At 69.8% G+C, this 15,626-nt stretch carries 11 protein-coding genes; 5 read left to right on the forward strand and 6 right to left on the reverse strand.

Annotation, left to right across the window (positions count from 1 at the left end; translation table 11 throughout):
* Positions 1-1,708: 1,708 nt before the first annotated feature.
* The 4 genes from ACZ56U_RS23620 to ACZ56U_RS23635 form a co-directional block, all read right to left on the reverse strand.
* A complete protein-coding gene (locus tag ACZ56U_RS23620; RefSeq protein WP_469085968.1) occupies positions 1,709-2,446 on the reverse strand; it encodes a thioesterase II family protein in 738 nt (245 codons plus the stop codon).
* Positions 2,447-3,065: 619 nt separating this feature from the next.
* A complete protein-coding gene (locus tag ACZ56U_RS23625; protein ID WP_469085969.1) occupies positions 3,066-3,404 on the reverse strand; it encodes a TfoX/Sxy family protein in 339 nt (112 codons plus the stop codon).
* Positions 3,405-3,948: 544 nt separating this feature from the next.
* Positions 3,949-4,179, reverse strand: a complete 231-nt coding sequence (locus tag ACZ56U_RS23630) for a hypothetical protein (protein ID WP_469085970.1) — start codon at positions 4,177-4,179, stop codon at positions 3,949-3,951.
* 569 nt (positions 4,180-4,748) lie between these two features.
* A complete protein-coding gene (locus tag ACZ56U_RS23635) occupies positions 4,749-5,105 on the reverse strand; it encodes a MerR family transcriptional regulator (RefSeq protein ID WP_469085971.1) in 357 nt (118 codons plus the stop codon).
* A gap of 431 nt (positions 5,106-5,536) precedes the next feature.
* Between ACZ56U_RS23635 and ACZ56U_RS23640 the strand changes: the two genes are divergently transcribed.
* On the forward strand, positions 5,537-6,442 hold the full coding sequence (locus tag ACZ56U_RS23640; RefSeq protein WP_469085972.1) for an NADP-dependent oxidoreductase: 906 nt from the start codon (positions 5,537-5,539) through the stop codon (positions 6,440-6,442).
* A gap of 533 nt (positions 6,443-6,975) precedes the next feature.
* On the opposite strand, the gene ACZ56U_RS23645 is transcribed toward ACZ56U_RS23640, so the two are convergent.
* Both ACZ56U_RS23645 and ACZ56U_RS23650 read right to left on the reverse strand, forming a co-directional pair.
* Positions 6,976-8,358: a serine/threonine-protein kinase gene (locus tag ACZ56U_RS23645; protein ID WP_469085973.1), complete on the reverse strand. Its 1,383-nt coding sequence runs from the start codon at positions 8,356-8,358 to the stop codon at positions 6,976-6,978.
* A gap of 193 nt (positions 8,359-8,551) precedes the next feature.
* Positions 8,552-9,253 carry a hypothetical protein gene (locus tag ACZ56U_RS23650; protein WP_469085974.1) on the reverse strand — a complete coding sequence of 234 codons (702 nt, stop codon included), beginning with the start codon at positions 9,251-9,253 and terminating at the stop codon, positions 8,552-8,554.
* 600 nt (positions 9,254-9,853) lie between these two features.
* On the opposite strand from ACZ56U_RS23650, the gene ACZ56U_RS23655 reads away from it, so the two are divergent.
* The 4 genes from ACZ56U_RS23655 to ACZ56U_RS23670 all read left to right on the forward strand — a co-directional run bounded on the left by ACZ56U_RS23655 (position 9,854) and on the right by ACZ56U_RS23670 (position 15,451).
* On the forward strand, positions 9,854-10,948 hold the full coding sequence (locus ACZ56U_RS23655; RefSeq protein ID WP_469085975.1) for a UDP-glucuronic acid decarboxylase family protein: 1,095 nt from the start codon (positions 9,854-9,856) through the stop codon (positions 10,946-10,948).
* 85 nt (positions 10,949-11,033) lie between these two features.
* A complete protein-coding gene (locus ACZ56U_RS23660) occupies positions 11,034-12,923 on the forward strand; it encodes a glycosyltransferase family 2 protein (RefSeq protein ID WP_469085976.1) in 1,890 nt (629 codons plus the stop codon).
* Between the two features lie 35 nt (positions 12,924-12,958).
* Positions 12,959-13,981: a UDP-glucose 4-epimerase GalE gene (galE, locus tag ACZ56U_RS23665; RefSeq protein WP_469085977.1), complete on the forward strand. Its 1,023-nt coding sequence runs from the start codon at positions 12,959-12,961 to the stop codon at positions 13,979-13,981.
* 48 nt (positions 13,982-14,029) lie between these two features.
* On the forward strand, positions 14,030-15,451 hold the full coding sequence (locus ACZ56U_RS23670; RefSeq protein ID WP_469085978.1) for a UDP-glucose dehydrogenase family protein: 1,422 nt from the start codon (positions 14,030-14,032) through the stop codon (positions 15,449-15,451).
* Positions 15,452-15,626 lie beyond the last annotated feature (175 nt).

Here is a 15,626-nt window from a genome sequence, read left to right on the forward strand (position 1 = left end):
GGACAAACGGCAGTACTTGTGGTGCACACCAAGCCGACATCACACATCTCCAGTGAACGCACCGCGCAAGTGCCGTACGGCGACTTCCGCTTGCCTTTATATAGGGCGGGCCCTTGGGTGGACCCGCCCTTACGGCTCCCTGCAAAGCTGCGCATCCCCGCCGGTCAGGGCAGGGTCGTACTCACGACGAGCACCGTCGACCCGGTCGAACTCGGCGATAGTCTTCACGGTGGGTCAACCGACGGCAACCCCCTCAAGTTGAACGGAGGGGTATTCCGACAAGGCATCTCTCAGGGGCCTCGGGCAGCCCGAAGCAAACCCATCGACATGGCCCTGAACGCGTGCCCCGCGAACAGATGGCTAAACAACCACACATGCAGAACCCACAATTCCCCTTAAGCGCACACCGCCCGCAACTCGCCTCACCTGCACAGAGATCGTTCGCCGCGGCCGTACGAGCACGCCTGCAGCGAATCGGAACACCTAATTCCAGGATCGTCCACCGCTGGAGGCGTTCCTCGCGGCGCCCGGCGGCCGAATGCTGCCGCCACGGAAGTACGGCCGAGTCTCGACCCTGCTTTCGGCCGAATCCCGCCGGGGGCGCATAGGGAGCGCGATGGGCGCACTTCTCTGGCGTGTGCGCGGCGTACGCGGGTGCGCGCCCGGCCCTGCCAGCCTCGCGCGCCGGTAAGAGAGTTGCGATCACTACGCCTGCCTGCCGGTCCGCCGCACAGAAGCTCCCGGGCCGAGCGCCTGGCGTCATCGATGCCCGGCGGAAACACGCGCAGAGGGCGGGCCGCACCCAGGACGCACGGGCGGTGCCCGCGAGGGTTCCGACGGTCCGCGCGTTGCAGTGACCCGCGCAACTCGACCCCATGAAGTCGGAGTTGCCAGTAATCGCAGATGCGGTCCAAGGCAAGCGGGCAGCGGGCCATCACCGTGATCTCTCGTCGCACCCGCCTGATGTCCGCGGGGGGGTACGCCTCGTTCAGATGTACGCCGACAACGCGTCGCGTCCCACCGCCGCCATGGCCCTGCCGGACGGCCTTCTCGGACGCGGGTCCCAGGGCGCGAGGGCTTCGCCCCGGTCACCCTGACCGCTCACGCATTCGGGCGCCATGTTGCTGACGAGTGGCGGACCGAGTTGAGCCGGCGTCACCAGATGAACGACGGGCCGTCGGCAGGGAAGTGGAGTGAACTGATCGCCGACTGGCTGGCCGGAGCCCGGGCCACGCATGCCGACTACGGGGGCCACCTGTGCCCGGGGGGACTACGAAGAGGCTGTCACCGCGCTGGAGACGAGTGGAGACCACGCGTACCAGGGGCGCTACTCCCCCGCCAGCACGGCACCCCGCAACGCCATGCCCCTGCACGGCTGATGGCGCCAACTCGTCATCCCCTGCACGGCGAATGGCGCCAACTGCGGGCCCAACGGGCGACCCGCCATCCGGACCGATGTCGACCCCGACCGGGTCGTCATAGCCGAGGACGGCTCGTCGTCGACCTCCTCGACGGGCGCGCGTCCGTCACCGGAGCCCTCCTCCTCCGCCACCTCGGTTACGAACCCAAGTCGCCCTCAAGTTGCCCTCAAGTCGCCCACTAGTCGCCCGCTAGTCGCCCTCAACGAGAACGCGGTCTCTGGTGAACTCGCGGCATGGCGCTGGACACCGAGAGACCCGCTGGGCGTCCGGCGCCCCTTCGCGTCACATCAGGGGGTCGGCGCCACGTCCGCGCACACGGCTCTGAGTACCTCGTCCTCGCACTCCCGTAGGTAATGGTGTCCCCCTGGGAACGTCCGGACCCGGGCGCCGGCCGTCGTGACCTCGGCCCAGGACGCCAGTTCGGCGACCGGACACGTCTCGTCGGCCTCACCGCCAAACGCCGTCACGGGCGCCCGAAGCGGTGTCAGGCGCTCCGGCCGGTAGCGGTCCAGCAGGGCCAGGTCCGCCCGCAGCGGCGGAAGGATGACGGGCAGCAGCTCCGGGTGGTCGTACACCACGACGTCCGGCCCACCCAGCCGCCGCATCGCCGCGATCAGCTCCTCGTCGCCCAACCGGTGCCGGTGCTCCCCGTGGATCCGGTGCGGGGCGGGCCGCGCGGAGACGAAGACGTGGTCCATCACGAAGCCGTCCGCGCGCTCCAGCAGGCCGGCCAGCTCGTAGGACAGGCCGGCACCCATGCTGTGCCCGAAGAGTGCCATGGGAAGGTCCATCAACGGACGTAGTGCCTGCGCGAGTTGGTCGGCCATCTCCGCCATGACCCCGATGGGTTCCTCGGCCAGCCGGTCCTGTCGGCCCGGGTACTGCACCGCGACGAGTTCCACCCCGGCAGGCAGCCGGCCGGCCCAGCCGGCGTAGGACCCGGCGGTCCCGCCCGCGTGCGGCAGGCAGACCAGGCGGCTGACCACAGGCCCCTCTACCGGATGGCGGCGCAACCATTCACCCATTGATTCACTCCCCGGCTTTCGCGCTCATGCGCTCATGCGCAGCGCTTCGCGTACCTCGCCGAGCCGGTCAATACCCTCGGCGACACGGTCCATTCGCGGGAACGAGTACTCAGTCGGAACTGACACTCAGTCGGATACAGCGCTTGCCGTGAGCCTCGATGCCGAGCTCGGAGAGAATTTCTCGCTGGATCCTCGGCATGATGAGCGCGTCTCCGCCGAGGCAGAAGAAATCGTCCGTACCGGCGAACTCCGCCTGTTGAGCCGACACTCCGGGTGGTCGGGGCGAGTGCCCGAGCCTTCCCGCCCTGAAGTGGGGTCCGCTACCGAGGTTCCACCTTCTGCGGAGTGAGTGGGAGGCTGCTCTTGCGCGTGCGACTGAGGATGAGTGGATCGAGAGCGGTTCGGTCAGCCATGAGGGCAGCGCGGGCGCGGTCTCCCGAGTAGTCACAGAGGATCGCGACTCCATGATCACCAGCGGCTGCTCCAGCGCCGTGAACGCCAGCACGGTGCGGGCAAGGGCGCGAGCGCGTCCAGCACGTCATCGACGACCACGACTGGGACGCCGCCGGGCCGAGCCAGCGTCCCGCGTCTGCGGCGGCAAAGGTCAAGCAGGGCCATGTCAGCCGTCGGTGCTTACCTTCGTGTTGTAATCCAGCGCTTCGTTCAACCAGAAGTTGAAGGCCTCGTCCGATGCAGTGCCGCCATCGTCGACAACGATCCAGCCCTTACTCATCTTGCGGCCACGCATCTCCGGCCAGCTGGCACCTTCGCGCTTGAGCAGGGCCTCGGTTCTGTCGGGATCACAGCGGACCATGAGCTGACCGCCGGCGTTCGCGGTAGCGGCGATCTTGCCGTTGACCATGAAGCTGAGCCCGCCGAACATGCGCACCTCGCGCACCTGCGTCACTCCTGCAAGGGCTTCACGAATGCGATCTGCGAGCTCCCTGTCGTACGCCATGAGTCACCGTCTTCCTAGCCGGCCTCGCGACGGGCCAGCGTCGGTTCCGCCGCTCCATGCGGCGGCCAGGCCGCCATCGTAGAGGGGGACGTCGGCCCCGCCCATCAGCTTGCGAACAGGGACAGCACTGCCGTGCGCACGGTGTCGGAATGCTCATCGCCCAACACCCGGCGCCGCGCCTCCATCGTCTCCTCTGCCAACACCACTGTCTCATCGACCCGACCTGCTGCGGCTGTCCGGAGCGGATACGACCGGTGGCCGCACCAGCGGCGCAGAGCAGCGCGGGAGTCGGTGTTCGTCGGCCCGGTGGCTGTCGGAGCGTCTACAACTGCGCAGGCCGCATCTGCTCGCGGTGCAGCTGATGTCCCAGGTGAGGACGAGATACAACAAGGCTTTGAATTGGGGGTGGCTGCGGTCGGCACGGCTCTTTCCGGACGGGACGCCCCGGCGGGTGAGGGCTGCGTCGACCGTTCTGGAGGAAGGGCCAGTGCGGCAGTTGCTGTGCCGCATCGGCGCCCAGGCCGGGCGGGTGGAGGATCACCGTTCAACTCCCGTGCGTGGGCCGGTCATGAGGCGCGGCGGTAGATGGTGGCCGGCCGATACTGCGGGGGCCGAACTTCGCGCGGATACGGTCGATGGCGTCTTCGGCGATCAGGCGGTTCTCGCGGGCGGCAGCGTGGCTGATCTGCTCGGCGGCCTGGTCGGCACTGATGAGGTCCTCGGCTTTGGGGGCGAGGCCGGTCAGGCGGCCGCACTGGAGGCCGGAGGCGTCCATCAGCTGGTAGGCGAGCAGGCGCAGTTCGTCGTCGTACGCGCGTCTCCCCGATGCGGCAGATCTTCCTCCAGCGACTGCCTCCGGCGAAGGTCAGGGGCAGGATCACCGCGCGGGCCACCTGATGGCGGCCGCGCAGCAGGGTGCTGAGCCGGACAACGAGGTCGAACAGGGCCGCGCGGACGGCGGCGCCGTCCAGGATGTGCCGGTCGAAACTACGGCGGACGGCGGTTAAGGCGGGCAGGGCGCGGGAGATGACGGGCGGGGATCGAGGCCGGGGGCGCGGCCGGCGGCGATCCGGCCCGCGTGCCCGCCCAGCAGGCGGTGGGCCGTGGCAGGCGGGATCGCGGCCAGCAGGCCGAGGCAGTGGATGCCGTAGTCATTCACCGGCAGCGGTCCGCCACCCCTGCCAGCGGCCTTTTCGGGGTGATGGCGAGGACGCCACCTCCTCGCCACGGGCCTGCCGTGGCTGGGGCGCTCACGGACCCGACCGGGTGGGGACACCTGTTCACGCGCGATGTCGCCCGGTAGATGCCGGATAGGTCGGGGCCCCACCCCTCGCAGCGGGTTGATCAGTCCTGTGCCACGTTCGCCGCGGTCACATTCTCGATCACGCGGCCGAGTTTGGTCTTGGCCCGGGTCAGGTCCTGGATGCGTGCGGCGATGCGATCGCGTTCGACGATGAGCTGGTCGAGCATGGCGGGGGTCGCGACGCCGGTGCTCACGCATGGCAGGAGTTCGACAACGGTACGGCTGGAGAGGCCGGCCGCGAAGAGGTCCTGGATGAGCTGGACCCGCTCCAGGGCTTCGTCGGGATAGTCACGCTGCCCACCGGGCGTCCGCGTCGATTCCAGGAGCCGCTGTTCCTCGTAGTAGCGCAGGGCCCGCACGCTGACCCCTGACCGCCTGGCGAGTTGTCCGATGCGCATGGCGCAGGCCACTCCCTTCCCGCTCGTACCTTACGTTGACGTGAGGTTTAGGTTAGCAATACCGGTTCCGGCTCCGGGGGGCATCGCCGGGGGCCGATCGAACCGTTGCCGGCGCCGAGATTGATCATGACCTGGTGGCGGACCCGAGGGCGTTCACGTGGTTCACGTACGCACGGCAGTCCTCGCGTCGTGCCGGGATCACGGAGTCGCCCGAGGGCATATGGGTGTCGACCCTAACGGGCCGCGTGATCCCTCGCGGTGGCGCAGGCCCCCACGCTCACCCCCGCCGCTCGGCAACCTCACCCATCCGCGCCTGCCCTCTTCCGGCCGGGCGGCAGTTTGGGCTTGCACCTCACGTCAACGTCAGGTTCTAGGGTGCCGAGCGTCGGATGAACACGTCATTCCGGCCCGTCAAAGTGAGGCAGACCATCATGCGCGCAGCCCGGTTCCACGAATACGGCGGAGCGGAGAGCCTGGTGATCGAACAGGCCCCCGCCCCCCACCCCGGACCCGGCGAGATCCGCGTCCGCGTCGCGGCGGCCAGTGTCAATCCCATCGACTGGAAGCTGCGCGCAGGCGCCCTGCGCCAGCTGATTCCCCTGGAGTTGCCCGCCATTCCCGGGCGCGACGGCGCCGGTGTGGTCGACGAGATCGGCGACGGGGTGCGGGGGGTGAGCATCGGCGACCGGGTCTTCGGACTGGGCGGTGTCACCGGGGCGACCGCGGAGTTGTTCATCCTCTCGGCCTGGGCGCACACCCCCGCCACGTGGAACGACGAGCAGGCCGCTGGTGCCGGTCTCGCGTCCGTGACCGCGATGCGTGGGCTCGACGCGCTCGGCCCCCTCGCGGGGCGCACCCTTCTCATCGAGGGAGCCGCCGGAGGCGTAGGCAGCGCGGCGGTCGAGATCGCGGTAGCGCAAGGCGCCACTGTGATCGGGACAGCCAGTGAACGCAACCACGAGTTCCTCACCTCTCTCGGCGCCGTTCCCACCACCTACGGCCCCGGCCTCGCACAGCGCCTCAACGCCCTCGCTCCGAACGGCGTCGACATAGCGCTCGACACCGCGGCCTCCGGCTCCCTCGACGACCTCGTCGCGATCACAGGTGATCCGAAGCGCGTCGCGACGGTCGCCGACCACGCGGGCGGGCAGCGCCTGGGCACGCACGTGGTCAACGCGGAGAACGATTCAACTCTCTTGTCCGCAGCGGCGGAACTGGGCGGGCAAGGCCGCTACACACCCCGTATCGAACAGGCCTACCCCCTGGAGCGGATCGCCGACGCCCACGCGCACGCCGAGCGCGGACGCACCCGAGGAAAGATCGTGATCCGTATCTGAACAGGCCTACGCGGTAGGTAACGGTAGGTAACTCGCAACGTGCGGGCCTGCGTGACGAGCGTCCCCTCGATAGGTACCCGCGAGCGGGCGGTCCGAAGCGGGCCGATCTCCATGTCGCCTCGTCGGGACTGTAACCCGCCGGATCATCGACTGGGCCCGCGAGAAGCCCCGGCTGGCCGACCCATCAGATCGTCAACGCATCGACGGCACAGCAGAGTTCGTGGCGCTGCGGCATAGATGGCTGATGGAGAGGACGCTGAGCTGGGTAATGCGCTCGCGTCGCCTGGCGCGCGACTATGAAACCATGCTGGCCATGCACGAAGCCATGGTTGTGGTCGATGACCATCCCCATGAGCGGTCGCCTGGCAGGACGCCGGCACCAGGCCCGTTGGCGGACGTGCAGGACACGCTCGCCGAGCAGTACGCGACCTCAAGAACGCGTGGTTCTCCCCCTGCGCGGGCAGGCCCCCATCCCTCGCGTCTCATGATCACACCGGTGCAGGGGGGGCGTAGCGCCTGCCCAAGACGCCCTGTCAGCGGCGCTTACCCTGCTCAACCTTTTGAGCCGAACCTCGCTTGCCCGACTCGCTGCCACCCTGACGCTTCGCGTGGCCTCGCGGTGCGTCGGCGGTCTTCGTCGTCCCCGGGGCGGCAGCGGGTGTGTGCGCAGGCGTGGGATGGCGCTGGGCCTGCGCCCGCCCGGCGGCCGGTTGCCTGGCGGTGCCGGTAGCGCCCTGTCCCGGCGCGGCGGCAGGGAGCTTGCGGGCGGGAACCGGCTGCTCATCGGCGGGCAAGGACCCCGTCTCAGAGGGGGTGTCCTCGACCTGCGTCTGTGGCGTCACCGGGGTGGCTGGGGCGGCCTGGTCACCCCCCGTGGTGTGACGGGCGGTGCCCTCGGTGACGGCGAGGACGGCGATCGTAGCGACGGCCACGGCCGCCCTCGCCATGCGCACTCGGTGGCGCGCGGACGCGGCAGCCGCCGGTTCCTTGAAAGCGGTCGTCGAAGTGTCGGACGGCGGGGCCTCTGGTGACAGGGCGCGGCCTGTGCCGCCCGCCGTTACCGGCGCACGCACCCCTGTCGGCCGTGACGCGGTAGGGATGGCCTCCGTCCCTGGGATGTGGCTCGCTGCCAGAAGGTTCAGCGTCCGGGCGCAGTCGCCGGCCGGGGGCCGCGCGTGCTCGTCCAGGTCGGTCATCTGCCGCAGCAGGGCCGCGAAGCCGTCAGGGATGCCGTCGGGGATGCCGGGCCCGCGGTGCAGTCGCGCGATGGCGGCCTCCAGCGGTCCGCCGTCGTACTCGAGCCGGCCGGTCAGGCATTCCAGAAGGACCAGGCCGAGGGCATAGACGTCAGCGGGTCGGCCGACGGGCCTGCCGAGGACCTGTTCGGGGGCCAGGTAGGCAGCCGTGCCGGTGAGGGTGCCGGTGGCGGTGCGGGTGGTGCCGTCCAGCAGCCGCGAGATGCCGAAGTCGGTCAGATGGGGACGGCCGGAGGCGTCCAGGAGGATGTTCGACGGCTTCACATCCCGGTGGACGATCCCCTCCCCGTGCGCGTGAGCCAGCGCGTCGGCCAGTCGGGCGCCCAGCACCGCCACCGTCTGCCACGGCAGGGGCCCTTCGGCGATGCGGGCCTTCAAAGTGGGGCCGTCGACCAGCTGCATGACGAGGTAGCCGTCGCCGTCGTGCCCGGCGTCGAAGGCGCTGACCACTCCCGGATGCTCCAGCCGGGCCAGGATCACCGCTTCACCGCGCAAGTTCTCCTCGGTGTCGAAGCCGGTCCCGGGCCGGAAGACCTTCACAGCAACCGGGCGGCGCAGTCGCAGGTCGAAGCCCCGATGGACATCCGCGGCACCGCCGGAACCGATCAATTCGTCCAGCCGGTAGCGGCCCGCCACCACTCGGGCGCTGCAGCGGGACATGAGAGCGAAACCCGACCCGACGAACCCCAACTCGCTACTCCCATGCGTCACAGACCCCGACCATCCGCACTCTTCGCGGCCACCCGCACCCAGTACCCAGGCGGGACACCACTATCCCCATGTTCCTCGCCCCGCCCACCCGGCACTTCGAACGGTGGAGCATGTCACCGCCAGCCGGCGCCGCCTGACCGGATCAGCCGCCTAGCGGTGTGAGGCAGGCATCCAGCGCCCTGCGCTGCCCGTCCGGAAGGTGATCACCCAGTGCCTCCTTGCGCGGGCTGTGTTCGCCCGCGCAGATCCAGGCGCGCTCATCCTCGTCGAACGACCACGTCGCCGCTCCCCACATGGGGTGCCCCTGCAGAAGGCAGCGGGCCAGTGCCTCGTCGTCGAGGGCGCCCTGAGCGGACAGTGCCTGCTGCACCAGGGTGACGGCTTCAGCCGGGATGTTCGTGTCGCCCAGGACAGGGAGCAGGAGCAGCAGCCGGGCGTGCGGGTCGGTGACTCCGTCCTCGCCTTCCGGGGCCTGCAGGAGTGCGGCGAGTTCCGCCCAGCACAGGCCCGGGCCGATCCGATCCCCGTCCGTGCTGGCCAGGACCAGCTCCTTCGTCCGCCAGTCCGGGTGGACGATGAAGTAGTCGACGCAGGTGTACTCCTCACCGCTGTTGTAGTGCACAACGATGCTGTGCCCGCCCACGAGCGGGATCCGGAACACAGGCCAGGCGACCTTGTCACTCAGGCGTTCCAGCATGCCCTCGACGTCCGCCGGATCAACGCCGAAGGACTCCACCTGCGAGCCTTCATACATCTCCACCAGGTGGGCCGCCCAGAACTCCGGCTCTGCCAGCAACGGCAGACCGTCCACCACGGGAGAAGAGGCATACAAGCGCCTTGCCATGACCATGGCCTGATTCTCCCGCTCGATCGTCCCGTCCGATCGACACCCCCCATGCGACGCGCCGCTCGCGACGTCGCGCTGAAGTCAGCCGCTGGCGGAAAAGGGGCGGTTGCTGCTGGTTGCGAGGACCCGCACGCATGCCCGTGATGCCCGGCCATCGCGGATGCGCCCGAAGCCCGCCCGCCGTCTCGCGAACCCCTCGCCGCGGCCATGGCCCTCAGCGCCCCCGGCACGACCACCCCATGAGCCGGCCGCACGCAACCACAGGCCCGTCCACCCCACGCACCGGCACGCCCGCCGGCCCGGCTAGAAGCGCGCCCGCCGCCATCTCACACGTGCGTGTGATGCCGCTCGGCCGAGCCGTTCGAAGGAAGAGCCCCATGCAACGGGAGAGTCGGGCTGCGTGTGCCCCACGTGCAGTGTCTGCCGAACGGCCCAGCGCCCGATTCGCCTTCACGTAAATAGCAATTTATGTCCATATTCTCGTCCCTGCGTTGTGTGAGAGATCGCTCCGCTTCTCGGTTCGTCCGGTGATGTTCTTTCAGGTCGTCCGTGCAGCGGGGTGCAAGGCACTTCCGGTTCCGATTCCTGGAGAAACAGATGCGCGTTGCCGTGACCGGTGGCGGTGGCTTTCTCGGGTCCCACCTGTGCGAGGCGCTCCTGCGTCGCGGCGATTCGGTGGTGTGCCTGGACAACTACTCGACGGGCTCTCCCGAGAACATCGTCCACCTTCTCAGCGAGCCGGGCTTCGAGTTCCAGCTCGCTGATGTGAGCGAGGCCGTGGAGGTCGCCGGCCGGGTCGACGCGGTCGCTCACCTGGCGTCTCCCGCGTCCCCGCCCGACTACCTGCGGCAGCCGCTGGAGACCCTGGCGGTCGGCAGCCGCGGCACCGAGAACGCCTTGCGGCTGGCTCTGCGCCACGACGCCCGTTTCATTCTCGCGTCGACCAGCGAGATCTACGGAGACCCCCTGGTCCACCCCCAGGAGGAGACGTACTGGGGAAACGTCAACACGATCGGCCCGCGCAGCGTCTATGACGAGGCAAAACGCTATGCCGAAGCGGTGTCGGCCGCGTATCGCCGTATTCACGATGTGGACGTCGGCATCGCCCGGATCTTCAACACCTATGGTCCGCGGATGCGGCCGCACGACGGCCGGGTGGTGTCCAGCTTCATCACCCAGGCGCTGACCGGTGAGCCGCTCACGATCTACGGCGACGGTAAGCAGACCCGCAGTTTCTGTTACGTCGACGATCTGGTCCGCGGTCTGCTCGCCCTGCTCGACTCCTGCGAGCTGGGCCCGTTCAATCTCGGCAATCCGGTCGAGCGCACCGTCGCCGAGCTCGCCGATCTGGTGCTCGCGATGACCGGTTCCGCGTCCGAGGTGAAGTACCACCCGCTACCGGTCGACGACCCGGTCCGCCGACGCCCCGTGATCACCCGGGCCCGTGAAGTCCTGGGCTGGGAGCCGGAGGTCGACATCAGCGAGGGTCTGCGTCGGACCGTCGCGTACTTCGCCGCCCGCCCGGACCGGCTGCGCGCGTCGGCCGCGGCGATCCGAGGCGGCCAGGACGAGACCGTGCCGTTGGCCGCCGTCACACATCCGGCCGCCCTGGCCGCCTCGACGATCCCCTGCCCGGCCACCGTAGCCCGCGGGGTCGCCGCCGCCCCCGGGCCGTCCGCGACGACCGGCTGATCCGCCTGCCGCGGCAGCCCTCGCCCCCTGTTCCTGCAACCGCACCTCGCGGACCACTGTCCAACCGCCTGGAGAACGCGCTGTCATGACGTCGTTGGAGCAAGGTCCCCCCGGCGGGGCCGGCACCGTCACTGGTCTCCCGCTCGCCGCCCCCACCCCCGGCTCCCCGCAGGAATGGCAAGCGCTGGGCAGGGAGATCAGGGCCCTGTCGAACGGCGCGGTGACGTCCATCGGCCCGGACGGGCCGGTCCTCACACGGCCCGCACGCGGGCTCACGCCGCTCCCCTCCAGCTTCGTACGGGCCTTCTCGCACTGGGACCGCTTCCTGGTCGCAGTCCTCAGTCTCGGCTGGGCGGCCTGCCTGGTCTGGTTCTGGGCATGGTGGTTCGAGCCGTCCCACCGCATCGGCTGGCTCGGCCTGCTCATCAACAGCGCTCTGCTGCTCTACCTGACCTACCTGCCGGTGCACTTTCTCGTCGCGCTGAACCGAATGCGGCGTCTCGCCCCGGCCATCAAAGTGCCCGCCCTGCACACCGCGTTCGTGGTCACCCGCGCCCCGTCCGAGAGCTGGGACATCGCTCGCGCCACCCTGGAGGCGATGCTCGACCAGGAGTTCCCGTACGCCTATGACGTGTGGCTGTGCGACGAGGACCCCAGCGACGAGATCCTCACCTGGTGCCGGACACAGGGCGTCGGCGTCTCCTGCCGCTACGGCCGCGGCGACTACCACCGGGCCCAGTGGCCGCGGCGCACCCGCTGCAAGGAGGGCAACCTCGCCTTCTTCTACGACCACTGGGGCTACGAGCACTACGACGTCGTCGCCCAGCTCGACTGCGATCACGTGCCCGGCCCGCGCTACCTGGCCGAGGTCATCCGCCCGTTCGCCGACCCGTCCATCGGCTATGTCGCCGCACCCAGCGTCTGCGACTCCAACGCCGAACAGTCCTGGGCGGCCCGCGGCCGCCTCCAGCGCGAGGCCCTCTTCCACGGCCCCGTGCAGCTCGGCCACTCCGCCGGCCTCGCCCCGGTGTGCATCGGCTCGCACTACGCCGTCCGCACCCGTGCCCTGAAAGACATCGGCGGTCTCGGCCCGGAACTGGCCGAGGACTTCTCCACCACGTTCCTGCTCACCTCGGCCGGCTGGCAAGGTGCGTTCGCGATCGATGCGGAGGCGCACGGCGAGGGCCCGATCACCTTCGGCGCGATGGTCACACAGGAGTTCCAGTGGTCGCGCAGCCTCACCGTGATGCTCCTGGGGATGCTGCCGCGCCATCTGGCACGCATGCCCGTGAAGCTGAAGATCCGCTTCGGTGTGGCCCTGCTGTACTACCCCCTGCTCGCCGTCGCCACCGTCACGGGCATCCTGCTGCCGCCCATCGCCGCGATCACCGGTGCACCGTGGATCAATGTCAACTACCTGGAGTTCCTCGCACACTTCTGGAGCATGTCGCTCTGGCTGCTGCCGCTGACGCTGCTGTGCCGGCGCCGCGGCCTGCTGCGGCCCAACAACGTCCCGCTCTTCAGCTGGGAGATCTGGCTCTTCGGTCTGTCGCGCTGGCCCTACGTCGCCTGGGGTGTACTGGCGGCGGTCGTACAGAAGCTGCGGCCCCGCCAGATCACCTTCAAGGTCACGCCGAAGAAGCGCGACGGCCTGGAGCGGCTCCCGCTGCGCGCCGTCGCACCGTACCTGGTGATCACTCTGCTTCTGTCGGGCTCGGCCCTCGTGGGACAGTTCACGGGACCGGCCGTCGGCTACGTCTTCCTGTGCCTCCTGGGCGCAGCCTCCTATGCCGCCGTCACGCTCGTCATCGGCGTACTGCACGTCAAGGAGACCGCGCGCGCGACCGGCGTCCCCGCGTTTCGCGCGCTGCGTACCGCTGTGATCCCTCTGACGGCCGGCGTGTTCTGCCTGCTCCCTCTGACGCTTGCCGTCGCCGTCTTCCCCCTGTACCTCACCGGCTTCTACTCCTGGTGACGGCCCACCGCATGCGCTCGAGAGACGAGGTCCCCATGCCCGAAACCGTCCTGGTCACCGGCGGTGCCGGCTTCATCGGCAGCCACACCTGCGTCGAACTCCTGCGCTCCGGTCACGAGGTGGTCGTCCTCGACGACCATTCCAACGGCTCCCCAGAAGCCCTGGAACGCGTCGCGAAGATCGCGGGCCGGCCGATCGCTGCCGTCCACACCGCCGACGTCCGCGATCGGCGGGCGCTGGATGCCGTGTTCACGGGCCACGCCATCGATTCGGTGATCCATTTCGCCGCGAAGAAGGCCGTCGGCGAGTCGGTGCGCATCCCGCTGACGTACTACGACATCAACGTCGGCGGCACCACCGCGCTCGCCTCGGCGATGCACGACCACGGGGTGCATCGGCTGGTCTTCTCCTCGTCCTGTTCGATCTACGGCAACGCCACGGTCGTCCCGCTCACCGAGACCTCCCCGGCCGCGCCCACCAACCCGTACGCCTCCACCAAGTGGACCTGCGAGCAGATCCTCGCGGACCTGTGCCGCCACGTACCCGAGCTGCGGGTGCTCGCGCTGCGGTACTTCAACCCGGCCGGGGCGCACCCCAGCGGGCTGCTGGGCGAGGACCCCAGCGGCGTGCCGAACAACATCATGCCGTTCCTCGCCCAGATCGCCGTGGGCCGCCGCAAGGAGCTCAGCGTCTTCGGCGACGACTACCCGACGCCGGACGGTACGGGAGTGCGGGACTACATCCATGTCATGGACGTCGCCGAGGGTCATGTGGCCGCCCTCGACCACCTCGACGACGAGCCGGGGCTGCAGGTCTTCAACCTCGGCACCGGGCACGGCTCGTCCGTCCTGGAACTCGTGCGGGCCTTCGAGGAGGCGTGCGGCCTGCCCCTCCCGCACCGCATCGCGCCCCGCCGTCAGGGCGACGTGGCGGAGCTGGTGGCCGATCCCGCGAAGGTCGCGGCAGCCTGGGGCTGGACGGCCCGGCGCGACGTGGCGGCGATGTGCCGCGACGCCTGGCACTTCCAGCAGCACAACCCGAACGGCTATGCCCCCTGACGCGTTCGGCGTCTCTTCCCCCCTTCCACCCAGACAGGAGTACGCCGCATGCGGTTGACCGTCATCGGTACGGGATACCTCGGAGCTGTGCACGCCGCGTGCATGGCCGACATCGGGCACGACGTCCTAGGTGTCGACGTCGACACCGAAAAGATCAACGCTCTCGCCGACTGCCGGCCCCCGTTCTACGAGCCGGGGCTCGACGACATCCTGAGCCGCGCCCTCACCTCCGGCCGGCTGCGCTTCACCACCAGCCTGCGTGAGGCGGCGGCGCACGGCGAGGTCCACTTCATCTGCGTCGGCACCCCGCAGAAGGCCGGCTCCCACGCGGCGGACCTGAGTTACGTGCAGGCCGTAGTCGACGGCCTCGCACCACACCTGCCCGCGTCCTGCCTGGTCGTCGGCAAGTCCACGGTCCCGGTGGGCACCACAGCCCAGCTCACCACCCGCATCGCGAGCCTCGCACCGAACACCGTACGAGCCGAGATGGCGTGGAACCCGGAGTTCCTGCGCGAGGGCTTCGCCGTCGAGGACACCCTGCACCCGGACCGGCTCGTCGTCGGCACCACCAGCCGCACCGCCGACGACACACTGCGCCGGGTGTACGCCCCCATGCTCGCGGCGGGCGTGCCATACATCAGCACCGACCCGAACACGGCGGAGCTGGTGAAGGTCGCGGCGAACGCCTTCCTCGCCACCAAGATCTCCTTCATCAACGCGATGGCCGAGGTCTGCGACGCGGCGGATGCGGATGTCGCCACCCTCGCCGACGCGCTGGGCCACGACAACCGGATCGGCCGCCGGTTCTTGAACGCCGGTATCGGCTTCGGCGGCGGCTGCCTGCCCAAGGACATCCGGGCCTTCACCGCCCGGGCCCAGGAACTGGGCGCCGGGGCAGCGGTGGCGTTCCTCCACCAGGTCGACGAGATCAACCAACGCCAGCGGACACGAACCGTCGCGCTCGCCCGCCGACTGGCCGGCGGAGACCTGACCGGACGCCGAGTGACGGTGCTGGGTGCCACGTTCAAGCCGAACAGCGACGACGTGCGCGACTCCCCCGCCCTGGCCGTCGCTTCGGCGCTGCGCCACGAGGGCGCCGACGTCCGCGTCCACGACCCGGAGGGCACGGCCAACGCACAACTCGCCCACCCGGAGCTGAGCTACAGCGCAGACCTGCTGAGCGCCTGCCAAGGCGCCGAGCTGGTCCTGCACCTCACCGAGTGGAGTCAGTACGGCGGGCTGGACCCGGTCAAGCTCGCCCGCGTCGTTCGCGCACCGGTCCTCATCGACGGCCGCAACACGCTCGCCCACGCCCAGTGGCGAGCCGCCGGCTGGACGGTCAAGGCCCTGGGCCGCCCGGCCCCGTCAGAACACCCGGACGCCGACCGCCCGCACGAACCGCTGCGGACCACGATCGTCTCCCCAGCCACCGCGCCGGCCCCCGTCGACCACACGGCAGCCCGCGCATAGGCCCGGCCGAGGCAACCCCTCACTGCCCTGGCACCGCGAACTCCACCGCGGGGCCGGGGCAGAGCCATACGCGGGCCGTGAAGGTCCGTGATCCTCCTGAACGGCTCCGCCCGCTCGGCGTCTGCCGTCCGGACTCAGGCAGCCCAGGCTGCCCCATGGCCCTGACAGCGGTGAA

Source organism: Streptomyces sp. NPDC034103 (assembly GCF_055575395.1).